This window comes from uncultured Oceanisphaera sp., from assembly GCF_947495715.1.
GTDB classification, from domain to species: domain Bacteria; phylum Pseudomonadota; class Gammaproteobacteria; order Enterobacterales; family Aeromonadaceae; genus Oceanimonas; species Oceanimonas sediminis.
Genome location: NZ_CANLZU010000001.1, coordinates 188,101 through 200,010 on the forward strand (window position 1 = coordinate 188,101; position 11,910 = coordinate 200,010).

Genomic DNA, 11,910 nt, shown 5'->3' on the forward strand with positions numbered 1-11,910 from the left:
ATCGGTGTACCCGCAGGGCCAGCCACTCCGTGTGGGTCTCTCGTTCTCTGCGTTGGCGTTCCTTCAGGATCTCGTGGGTCAGTGCCGCTCCCTGGTCGTTATCTTGTCGTTGCTCCACAGAGTAACGATCCTCGCCTGGCCTAACAAGCGACGCCAAGTGTCGCCAGCATGTCCTATCGTCCAGCTATTCGCTTTACCGACATTTCAAAAACAGGGTTTGTTTCTATGCCAACTTCAGGCCCAACTTTTGTCACCTTGGCACATATTTTCGCCGTTACCCGACACAAAAGTATGCTAAAGACAAAGAGCTCAGCTATTATTTCACCGACCAAGAGCACTAAACATGTCCAACACAATTAAGCCAATGCTATTCCATTGTCTGCAGCATAATCACACAAGTCAGAGACTGCGAGTCATCCAGTGCAGCCCCCACTATCCACGCCCCCTGCTCTGGGGACAGGACGAACAAGGCCATATTCATCCGTTACCGTTGACGTCAGACTTCTCTAACAAATGGAGTATTGCGACTAGTCCCGGACTATTTGCCCGTGACCCTGCTCGCATCCTCGGTTGTCTACTCGGTGGCGCCGCAGGGGATGCACTTGGCGCTGCTGTAGAGTTTATGAGCTGGACAAACATTCTGTACGAATTCGGCTCTCAAGGTATCCGTGCTATGACCAAAGCTTACGGTCGCAAAGGTGCCATCACCGACGATACCCAGATGATGCTGTTTACAGCAGAAGGACTACTCCGTGCCGTGGTGCGAGCGGAATCTCGAGGAATCTGCCATCCTCCTGCCGTGGTCCATCATGCCCTTTTGCGGTGGCTACTTACCCAAAATATCTCACCGACAACAAATGTGGGTAAAGACGGCTGGCTAATCAAGGAAAGTGCCCTCTGGGCAAGAAGGGCGCCGGGCAATACCTGCGTGAATGCTCTGCGCCTCAGCTCAAGCTTTGGTGAGCCGGCGGTAAACAACAGCAAGGGATGTGGTGGCGTGATGCGGGTGGCGCCTTGCGCTTTTTTTAGTGGAGCCTTTGAGCTTGCCAGTGACACCGCCAGGCTCACCCATGGCCATCCCACTGGCTATCTAGCAGCCGGACTATTTGCCGACATATTGCAACGCATCTGGCAGCATTCCATGTCTCTGCTAGAAGCATGCTCGAGCTCCCTGAAAGAGCATGGCGACCTGCCTGGAATGGCAGAAACAAAAACAATACTTGAACTGGTACTAAAGCTTCATCAAGAAGGAGCCCGCCCTACCCCGAAGGGCATTGAAAAACTGGGAGGTGGTTGGGTAGCAGAAGAAGCCCTGGCCATCGGCCTTTGGTGTGCCCTATGCGCCCACAACCTGGAAGATGGGATCACCATGGCCGTTAATCATAGCGGCGACAGCGACAGTACTGGCATGATCGCCGGCAACCTGCTGGGCCTCATCCATGGCCCAGAAGCCATTCCCGCGCACTGGCTGGCCGAGCTGGAACTGAGAGAAGTAATTACCCAGATGGCTGCGGATATCAGCTTCGTGCCAGCGGTTTATGACGACAATGAAAACACAGACATTTCACTATGGATTGAAGAGCGCTACCCGGGGTGGTAAGAAGGCCAGAATGGCAATACCGTACTGAATAAAGGCCACTTTCACCAAAATACCTCTTGCCATCCGGAGGAAATCAAAATGATTGCACCCCTCTCCTGGATGTCTTAAGGTACGCTTCTTCTATTAAAATAACGGGATAACAGTGCCGGCCCTTTCTGCTCAACTCAGCAGTCATTCTCACGCTCAGCGCGAACGCTTGGCGTTTATCGATTTCTGCCTGCAATACCATGGCTCGGTTGGCCGTGGCGAGCTGATGGCGCACTTCGGCACCGCCGTGGCTTCCGGCACCCGGGATTTCACCCTCTACCGCGACCTGGCTCCCGATAACCTGGAAATGCGTCACGAAGACAAACGCTACCATCGCACATCTGATTTTCAGCCTTTGTTTGAGCACGACAGCCGGACAGTACTGAACATACTGGCTCATGGCTTTGGTAACGGCGTCATCACAGAAGCGGCCAGTGACGGTTTTTGTGAAGATATGCCGGATCTGAGCACTCCCCCTCCAGACATACTGGCCCCGCTCAGCCGGACCATCAGCCAGCAGCAGGCGGTAAAGATTCACTATTTGTCGCTGAGCTCGGGCAGCAGCGAACGCACTTTGGTACCCCATAGCCTCGCCAACAACGGCAAGCGCTGGTATCTGCGGGCCTACGACCGCAAGCATGAAAGCTTTCGGGATTTCGCCTGCATGCGCATTGTTGGTGTCGAGCAGAGCAACTCGCCGGCGGTACAAAGTCACGAACAACAAGACGCCGATCTGGCCTGGAATACCCTGCTGACACTTGAGCTGGTGCCACACCCAGGGTTGGCCTACCCCGAGGCCGTTGCTCACGACTATGGCATGGCAGAACGGCATGGCCACTACAGTCTGCAGCTGACCACCCGAGCCGCCCGCGCCGGATATCTGCTCAGATACTGGAATGTCGATGCTTCCGCAAACCACCATCTGTCTGCAACAGAGCATCATCTGTGGTTACGCAACGTCTCGGCACTAATTCAAAAGCACACTGACGTTTTGTCCAATTTCACCCTGGCACCCGGTTTTAACAAGGAGCCCAAGCCGATATGACACCCCAGGCAACACAGGAAAAATTCGGCTTTAAATACGGCCGCAACGGTGCCCACGCCAGCCGCACCATGATGCTGGCTGAAATCACAACCCTATTTGAAGGGCGGCCTCCCGAGGCAAGTCCAGCCCAGTATCAGGAAGATATCGAGCACTTCAACGTACTGCACAAGCCTACCGAAAAGGCCCGCCAGCTCACCTGGAAGCACCTGGTGGATTTGTACGGCATGAGCCCTGATCTTCCGCTGTTTCGCGTGTTTCGCCGCCTTTGGGAGTGCGATGAACAGGCGCGGACTGTACTGGCCTGCCAGATGAGCCTGACACGCGACTCTTTATTGCGTTTGTCCAAAGCCAAAATACTGTCTCTGGAGCTGGGCCAGCCCATCGTTCGCGAACAGATGGAGCAGATACTGGCAGAGCAGTGCCCGGACCGTTTCAGCCCCGCTACTCTCAAGTCCCTGGCGCAGAATGTTAACGGCACCTGGACCAAAGCCGGCTACCTCAAGGGCAGAACCAAAAAGTCGCGCAGCGAGCCGGTTATTCGGCCCGTCAACGTGGCCTTTGCCCTGTTTATAGGATATTTGCAGGGGGCAACGGGCAACCGCTTGTTTACTACCGAGTGGGCACGCATGCTGGAGTGCCGGACCGAGCGACTGCTGGAGCACGCCAGAATGGCCAGCCATGCGGGACTGATCACATTCAAACACTCCAGTGAGGTCGTGGAAGTTACTTTCCCGGGCTACCTCACCAAGGAAGAGGAGACCTGGCTGTATGAGTAACCGACTGAACCGACTGATTAAAAGCTTTTCTGGTTTTATCAACATTCCCTGGATGCCGGGGCTGGCCGATGAACAGCGCGTGCTGTTTGCCGTTTACCACAAGGAAGACGAGCTGAAGCTGCGTGCACGAGTGGAAGAGTTTCGCCTGGCTACGGCAAGTGCCGGACACCAATGGCTGGAGCTGGATATCACCCGCCTGTTTCCCGAGTGGATGGCCAGCCAGAAATACCGCGAGGATTACTTTGAAGAGCCCGAGAGTCTGGCCCCCAAATACAAAAAGTTTGCCCGCCAGGCCGTCGACATGCTGGCCGAGAAAATTGGCGAGCAGGCCAATGAGAACACCCTGGTTGCCCTCATTGGCTGCAGCACTCTGTTTGGCTTTGCCTCGGTCTCGGACTTTGTAAAACAGCTGTCGGTGCATGTTCCGGGCCGGCTGCTGGTGCTGTTTCCCGGTGAATACACAGACAACACCTACCGGCTGCTGGATGCCAGGGACGGCTGGGGCTATCAGGCCACCGCCATTACCGCAGACAACTAACAATAAAAAAACAAAGGAGCACGAACAGGATGCTTAACCGCGATATTTACCAGCTCGACCCAACCAAAAACCGGCTGGCCAACAACGGCGTGGCCGAGGTTAAGGACGATCAGTCCGCCCAGGCCCTGAATACCCTGCGCTACGAACTCGAAACCTTCGTGTGCGATGGCGAATACGAAGCCGGCATGGAGAAAATTCTCTCCACCTATCTGCGCAACCTGGCCGACGGCCACGAGCAGCCCGGTGTGTGGATTTCCGGCTTCTTTGGCTCGGGTAAATCCCACCTGGCCAAAATGCTGCGGGCGCTGTGGGTAAACCAGCCGTTCGGCGGTGGCGTCTCGGCCCGGGACATTGCCGATTTGCCTCAGGAAATTCAGGATCACCTGAAGGAGCTCAGCATCACCGCCGCCCGCCACGGTGGCCTGCATGCCGCCTCCGGCACTTTGGGGGCCGGCGCCGACAACAACGTGCGCCTGGCGCTGCTCAACATCGTATTCAAATCGGCCGGCCTGCCCGAACAATATCACCAGGCCCGCTTTGTGCTGTGGCTGAAAAAAGAAGGCCTACTGGACCAGGTAAAAGCCCTGGTGGAAGCAGAAGACGACGACTGGCTCGACGAGCTGGACGACCTCTATATGTCTCGCAGCATTGCCGGCGCACTGCTGGAGGTGGACAACACCCTGGCCTCCGACATCAAACAAATGCGCCAGTTGCTGAAAGAGCAATACCCTCATGTGCAGGATGTCACCAACAAACAAATGGTGGATGCCATCGCCGAGGCCCTGTCACAGGATGGCCAGTTCCCCGCCACCCTGATTGTGCTGGACGAGGTGCAGCAATACGTGGGCACCGACGCCGAAAAGGCGCACCAGGTGCAGGAAGTGGTGGAAACCTGCTGCAAACACTCGGCGTTTGCCAACAAGCTGCTGTTTGTCGCCACCGGACAAAGTGCGCTGTCCGGCATGCCCAACCTGCAGCGCCTGATGGGCCGCTTTCAGATCCCCATTCAGCTGTCCGACACCGACGTGGAGTCGGTGATCCGCAAGGTGATCCTGCAGAAAAAGGAATCCGCCAAGCCCGAGCTGGATCAGGTGCTGAAAAACCACCTGGGAGAAATTTCACGCCAGCTGCGCGGCACCAAAATTGAACATCACCGCGACGATGAACAGGTCATGCTGGCGGACTACCCGCTGCTGCCGGTGCGCCGCCGCTTCTGGGAAAAGGTGCTGCGCATTGTGGATACCACCGGCACAGTGTCGCAGCTGCGCAACCAGCTCAAGGTGATCCACGAGGCCGCCCAGGCCACCGCCGATGAGCCTCTGGGCCATGTGGTGCCCGCCGATTTCATCTACAACCAGATTGCGGTAAACCTGCTGCAAACCGGGGTGATTTCCAAGGAAATTTCCGAAGTCATTGGCCGCTTCTCTGCCGGCAACGAACAGGATCAGCTCAAGGGCCGCATTCTGGCTCTGATCCTGCTTATCGGCAAACTGCCCACCGATCCCACCGCCGACTGCGGCGTGCGGGCCACCGCCGATATGCTCTCGGACCTGCTGATCGACAACCTGAGCAACGGCAAAGACGCCATTCGCACTCGAGTGCCCCAGCTGCTGCAGGCCCTGGCCGACGACGGCCTGGTAATGGCCATGAAAACCAGCGTGGGCACCGAATACCGGCTGCAAACCCAGGAAAGCGCCCAGTGGTACGACACCTTCCGCCAGGAAGAGGCCGACTTGCGCGGCAACATGCAGCGCATTGAAAACATTCGCGTCGATCTGCTGCACAAAACCGTGCGCAGCCAAATTGCCCAGGTGCGCCTGACCCAGGGCAAATGCAACGAGCCGCGCCAGGTGCTCCTCTGCACCGAGGCCGAGCTGCCGGCAGACGCCGACAAAAAGATTTACGTCTGGCTGCAGGACGGCTGGAGCATGGACGAAAAGAGCTTTGTCAGTGAAGCCCGCCGCCGTCCGCCCGCCGAGCCCACCATTTTTCTGTTTGTGCCGGCCCGCAACCGCTCCGAGCTGACCAACGCCATTATTGCCGAGCATGCGGCGGACGCCACCCTGCAAAAGCGCGGCATTCCCAACACCGACGCCGGCAAGGATGCCCGCACCGCCATGGAAACCCGCCACCGAGACGCCAAAAAACAGGTGGAGGCGCTGCTGCGCGAAATTTTCGACGGCGTTCTGGTGCTGCAGTCCGGTGGCAGCGAAGTGGACGGCAACACCATTACCGACAGAGTAGACACCGCCGCCCGAGCCTCGTTAATCCGCCTGTACCGTGAATTTGACGCCGCCGACCACACCGGCTGGGGCACCGTCTTTACCCGTGCCGGCAAGGACGGTGGCCAGAACGCCCTGGAAGCGGTCGAGTTCAAGGGCGATCCGGAGCAGCACCCGGTGTGCGCCCAGATCAAGCGCTTTATCGGCGTATCGAAAAAGGGCAAGGAAATTCGCGAGCAGTTTCAGCAAGCCCCTTACGGCTGGCCTCAGGATGCCATAGACGGCGCCCTCTTTACCCTGGTGGCCGCCGGCATTCTGATCACCGAAGACGCCAGCGGCAATGCCGTGCCGCTCAGCAAGCTGGAACGCAAGCACATTGCCCAGACCGGCTTCAAGCCCGAGAGCATTACCATACGCCCGGTGGATTTAATCAAAATTCGTGGCGTACTCACCGCCTGCGGCATTCCCTGCCAATCCGGGGAAGAAGGCAGCAAACTGGTAGAGCTGATTGAAAAAGGCCGCAGCCTGGCGACCAGAGCCGGGGGGGGAGCGCCCTTCCCCGAGCACCCAAGCACCACCGTCTTTGATGAGCTGGCCCGTCAGTCCAACAATGCCCAGCTCAAGCTGGTGTTGGACCATCAGGACGACATTAAAACCGCCATCACCAACTGGGCCGGCACCGCCGAGCGCATCGCCTCCCGCCGGGAAGACTGGACCCAGCTGTGTGAGCTGCTCAGGCTGAGCAAAGACTTGTCCTTTCATGAGCAGGTACAAGAGGAGGTGGACGCCATTCTGGCCCGTCGTTCCATACTGGACGAGCCCAACCCCACCCGCAGCCTGATCCAGCAACTGGTCACCAATCTGCGCAATGCCATCAACCACCATATTGATGCCTACTGCAGCCAGCATGCCCATTGCCTGGCCCAGCTGGAGGCCGACAGCCACTGGCAGCAGCTCAGCCCCGAGCAGCAAAACGCCATGCTGAGCAAACGCAACCTGCTGGCCCTGCCCCAGCCCGGGCTGAACGATGCAGACGCCATTATCGACGCCCTGACCGAAGTCAGCCTGGAGCAATGGCGCGATCGCACCGACTCCCTGGCCAGCAAATTCGACAGCGCCCGGCTGGAAGCGGTGCAACTGCTGCAGCCCAAGCTGCAGCGCATCAGCCTGCCCCGCACCACCTTTGAAAGCGAAGCCGAAGTGGATGCGTGGCTGGCTCAGGTAAAACAGCAGATCCTCGACAAACTCAGTGACGGACCGGTGACCTTCTGATGAACACACCAATCAATGCAACCATGAACAGCCGTATTCCTCTGGAAAAAACCCTGCGCCGGGCGCTGGAAGCCACCGTTATCAAGGCGCGGGAGGTGGCCGAGCGGGCCGCGGCCCAGGCCCTGGCCCGCCTGGGCGTGGGCGATGCCAAGGCCGCCGACTACCTGAGCGATGAGCAAAAGCAGTTGCGTAACCGGCTGCGGGCCCATGGCCGCCAGCTGGGCGACATCAAGCAGAGCAATGGCCAGCAAAGCACCGGCAAGCTGGTGGCCGAGGTGGCCTACGAGCACTGGCACCGCATGCTGTTTGCCCGTTTTCTGGAGCAGAACCAGCTGCTGATGTACGACCAGCATACCGCCCTGACCCTGGCGGAGTGCAACGAGCTGGTGCAGGAGCCGGACATTGCCCGGGACGAGCAGGAAGCCCGCTGCACCAGCGGCTGGGAGCTGGCCGGGGTGCTGGCCTCCAAAATGCTGCCGCAGATCTTTCGTATCGACTCACCGGTGTTTGAGCTGGAGCTGGCCCCCGAGCACCAGCGCACCCTGGAGCAACTGGTCACCGGCCTGGCCCTGGAGACCTTTCAGGCCCAGGACAGCCTGGGCTGGGTATACCAGTTCTGGCAGAGCAAACGCAAAGAAGAAGTGAACAAGTCCGAGGTAAAAATCGGTGCCGACGAGCTGTCGCCGGTCACCCAGCTGTTTACCGAGCCCTATATGGTGAGCTTTTTGCTCGACAACAGCCTGGGGGCCTGGTGGGCCGGCCAGCGGCTGTCGCTCTCATCAAAAGACAGCGACTGGCACAAGGCCCAGAGCGAACAAACGCTGCGCGACCAGGCCGCCATTCCCGGCGTGCCTTTAAGCTACCTGCGCTTTGTAAAAGACGACGCTACCCAGCAATGGCAACCCGCCTCCGGCACCTTTGACGCCTGGCCCAAACGCCTGAGCGATCTGAAAGCCCTGGATCCCTGTTGTGGCTCCGGCCATTTTCTGGTGGCGGCCTTTTTAATGCTGGTGCCCATGCGCATGACGCTGGAAAACCTGGATGCCCGCACCGCCATCGTTCGGGTACTGAGCGAAAACCTGCACGGCCTGGAGCTGGACCAGCGCTGTGTGGAGCTGGCGGCCTTTGCGGTGGCGCTGGAAGCCTGGCGCTACCCCGGTGCCGGCGGCTATCGCACCCTGCCCGAGCTGCACCTGGCCTGCAGTGGTTTGCCAGTTAGCGCGAAAAAAGATGAATGGCTCGCCTTGGCTGGAGAAGATGAAGATCTTTGTTTGGCTCTCGATATTTTGTATGAGCAGTTCCGTGACGCTCCAATCCTTGGCAGCTTAATACAGCCAGAACTTGGGTTGAACAAAGACTCCTTTTTTGAGTTAGACTGGTCTGTAGTAGCCACCACGCTCACTCAAGCTCTTTCTGGAAAAGAGAGCTTTGACACAAATGAGATGAATGTAGTTGCTCAAGGAACTGCAAAAGCAGCCAACTTACTTGTCGAAAAGTATCAGTGGATAGCGACTAATGTTCCATTCAAAGAAACAAAACAGCTAGATCTTAAGCTTCAAAAGCATATTGAAACACATCACCATTCAGGAAAAGCAAACTTAGCAACCGCCTTTATTCTACGCCTCAAAGAGATGCTTGCAAACGGAGGAACACTAACAGCAGTCACGCCCCACGAATGGTTATTCCTGAAATCATACGAAAAAGTCCGGAAAGAGCTTTTAATGAATGCAACTTGGAATAGTCTAGTTGACTTAGGCGAGCACGCCTTTGAAAGCCCTCAAGCTTCCGGGGCCTTCACTGCATTAATATCTTTTACTAGAAACGAGCCAGAAAATAACAATCTTTACTTTGGAATTAATGCAACAAAAATTAAAACACCCAGCAACAAAAGCAAAACCCTGCTAGAAGTCAAGCCAGAACTTTACCAACAGCATCAACAACTTAAAAACCCAGATTATAGGATTGGTTTATTTGAGACTTCAAAAACACCTTTACTATTGACCTATGCAGGCTCTTATGTAGGGCTCCAGAATGGTGATGCCCCAAGATATCTATATCAATACTGGGAAGTGTTTGAACACAAAAACCAAAAAACTTGGAAGTTTTTCCAGCTACCTTGTGACTTATCGAGACATTTTAATGGAAGGGATGGCATGGTTCGATGGGAAGGTTCAAATGGTAGCCTCAGCACTTCAAGTCAGGCAAGGATTCAAGGTGTAGAAGCTTGGGAGAAAAAGGGAGTTGCAATACGCCAGACTAGATCGCTACCTGCAACGCTCTATTCTGGTGACAAATACGATCAATCAAGCGCAGCAATTATCCCTGCAGATGATAAACACCTTGCTGCGATTTGGACATTTTGCTCTAGTCCTAACTTTCACGATGAAGTACGCAAAATAGATAAAAAGAAAAACGTTACTAATGCAACATTAGTAAAGATCCCTTTCGACCTTGAACATTGGACCAAAGTCGCCGAACAGCAATACCCCAATGGCCTGCCTCAACCCTATAGCAATGATCCCACTCAGTGGATCTTCCATGGCCATCCCTGTGGCTCCGTGGTCTGGGATGAAGAAAAAAAATGGACCGCCCAGGGCGAACTGCGGGTAGACGACACCGTGCTGCAGGTGGCGGTGGCCCGCCTGCTGGGTTACAGCTGGCCGGCGGAGCTGGATGACGACATGGAGCTGGCCCAGGAGATGCTGCACTGGCTGGGAGAAAGCGACAAGCTGCTGATCCATGCCGACGACGATGGCATCGTCTGTCTGCCCGCGGTGCGCGGTGAAAAGGCCGCCGATATTCGGCTGGAAGCCCTGCTGCAGGATGCCTACGGCCAGGCCTGGACCACCCCGCTCAAGCAACGTCTGCTGGACACAGTAGGCAGCAAGTCACTCAGCCTCTGGCTGCGCGACAAGTTCTTTGAGCAGCACTGCAAACTGTTCCAGCATAGACCCTTTATCTGGCACATCTGGGACGGCCTGAAAGATGGCTTCAGCGCCCTGGTCAATTACCACAAGCTCGACAAGGCCGGCCTGGAGCGGCTGATCTACACCTATTTGGGCGACTGGATCCGCAGCCAGCAAAGCGCCATGGCCAATGGCGAAGACGGCGCCGATGTACGCCTGGCCGCCGCCGAAAGCCTAAAAAAAGAGCTGGAAGCCATTCTCGAAGGCGAAGCCCCCTACGATATTTTCGTGCGCTGGAAGCCGCTCGCCGAGCAGCCCATTGGCTGGGAGCCCGATCTTAACGACGGCGTACGCCTGAACATTCGCCCCTTTATGACCGCCAAAGACATGGGCAAAAAAGACGCCGGCATACTGCGCGCCAAACCCAATATCAAATGGACCAAGGACCGCGGCAGCGACGTGCCCTCCGCCCCCTGGTATCACCTGGGCCTGGAATACGGCGGCAAGGAAGGCGATCGCATCAACGACCACCACCTGAGCATGGCAGGGAAAAAAGCCGCTCAGAATCGGGCATAATCCGGGTAGCGGCATATCACGGCACCGCCGGCCTGGAACACCCGGGCGGCGGTTTGGCTATCTGAATCTGGAACACGAATATGAGTGCAATCAACAACCTGTCGATCAGCGGCTTCAAGTCCATTCGCCATATGGACCAGCTGCGGCTGGGCTCACTAAATGTGCTGATTGGTGCCAATGGTGCCGGCAAAAGCAACTTTGTGGCCTATTTTCGTATGCTGTCGGAGCTGGTGAAGGGCCGGCTGCAGCTGTGGACCAGCAAGCAGGGCGGAGCCGAGCGCGTGCTCAGCTACGGCATCAAGGAAACCTCGGCGCTCACCACCTCCGGCTGGAAGGTGTATCACTTTCACGACCCCAGCGATACCGCCGGGGTTAAGCGCCGCTGTGCCCTGCACGACAACGAGTATCTGCGCAAGGATGCCGCCAACCTGGCCGCCTTTCTCTACCGGCTGCGGCAGGAAGCGCCCACGGTATATAACCGCATTCGCAAAACGGTGCGCCTGGCCGTGCCGTTTTTTGATGACTTTGTGCTCAAGCCCGAAACACTGGCCACGGAAGAGCAGCAAATACGCCTGCTCTGGAAGCAAAACGACAGTGATTATTCGCTGTGGCCCAGCCAGCTGTCGGACGGCTCCATTCGTTTTATCTGCCTGGTTACCGCCCTGCTGCAGCCCAACCCGTCCACCACCATCATCATCGATGAGCCGGAGCTGGGGCTGCATCCTTATGCCATTACCCTGCTGGGTGCCCTGATCCGCTCGGCGGCCACCCGCACTCAGGTGATTATCTCTACCCAATCGGTGCCGCTGCTTAATGAGTTTTCCATTGAAGATCTGATCGTGGTGGAGCGCGAACAGGGTGCCTCCGTGTTCAAACGCCTGAATGCCGAGGATTTTGAACGCTGGCTGCAGCGTCTGGGGCAACTACAACCGCAACCGCAGGTTTGAT

7 protein-coding genes are annotated in these 11,910 nt (G+C 56.9%); all 7 read left to right on the forward strand.

Going from position 1 to position 11,910, the window contains the following annotated elements:
* Positions 1–343: 343 nt before the first annotated feature.
* The 7 genes from Q0753_RS00875 (at position 344) to Q0753_RS00905 (ending at position 11,909) form a co-directional block, all read left to right on the forward strand.
* Entirely contained in the window at positions 344–1,600 is a 1,257-nt protein-coding gene (locus tag Q0753_RS00875; protein WP_298715875.1) for an ADP-ribosylglycohydrolase family protein, read from the forward strand.
* A 196-nt stretch (positions 1,601–1,796) separates the two neighbouring features.
* A complete protein-coding gene (locus Q0753_RS00880) occupies positions 1,797–2,672 on the forward strand; it encodes a WYL domain-containing protein (protein ID WP_298715877.1) in 876 nt (291 codons plus the stop codon).
* Positions 2,669–3,448: a hypothetical protein gene (locus tag Q0753_RS00885; protein ID WP_298715879.1), complete on the forward strand. Its 780-nt coding sequence runs from the start codon at positions 2,669–2,671 to the stop codon at positions 3,446–3,448. The genes Q0753_RS00880 and Q0753_RS00885 overlap by 4 nt, the downstream gene beginning before the upstream one ends.
* On the forward strand, positions 3,441–3,986 hold the full coding sequence (locus Q0753_RS00890; protein WP_298715880.1) for a DUF1788 domain-containing protein: 546 nt from the start codon (positions 3,441–3,443) through the stop codon (positions 3,984–3,986). The genes Q0753_RS00885 and Q0753_RS00890 overlap by 8 nt, the downstream gene beginning before the upstream one ends.
* Positions 3,987–4,015: 29 nt before the next feature.
* The gene (gene brxC / locus Q0753_RS00895) at positions 4,016–7,480 is read left to right on the forward strand and encodes a BREX system P-loop protein BrxC (protein ID WP_298715881.1); all 3,465 of its coding nucleotides are present in this window, start codon (positions 4,016–4,018) and stop codon (positions 7,478–7,480) included.
* Positions 7,481–7,575: 95 nt separating this feature from the next.
* A complete protein-coding gene (locus Q0753_RS00900) occupies positions 7,576–10,962 on the forward strand; it encodes an N-6 DNA methylase (RefSeq protein WP_298715882.1) in 3,387 nt (1,128 codons plus the stop codon).
* Positions 10,963–11,042: 80 nt separating this feature from the next.
* Positions 11,043–11,909, forward strand: coding sequence for an AAA family ATPase (locus tag Q0753_RS00905; protein WP_298715884.1), 867 nt, complete (start codon positions 11,043–11,045; stop codon positions 11,907–11,909).
* Position 11,910 lies beyond the last annotated feature (1 nt).

Excerpts from the sequence above, each read along its gene's own strand:
- Q0753_RS00875 (WP_298715875.1), top strand. The coding sequence starts at position 344 with ATGTCCAACACAATTAAGCCAATGCTATTCCATTGTCTGCAGCATAAT.
- brxC (WP_298715881.1), top strand. The coding sequence starts at position 4,016 with ATGCTTAACCGCGATATTTACCAGCTCGACCCAACCAAAAACCGGCTG.
- Q0753_RS00885 (WP_298715879.1), top strand. The coding sequence starts at position 2,669 with ATGACACCCCAGGCAACACAGGAAAAATTCGGCTTTAAATACGGCCGC.
- Q0753_RS00890 (WP_298715880.1), top strand. The coding sequence starts at position 3,441 with ATGAGTAACCGACTGAACCGACTGATTAAAAGCTTTTCTGGTTTTATC.
- Q0753_RS00905 (WP_298715884.1), top strand. The coding sequence starts at position 11,043 with ATGAGTGCAATCAACAACCTGTCGATCAGCGGCTTCAAGTCCATTCGC.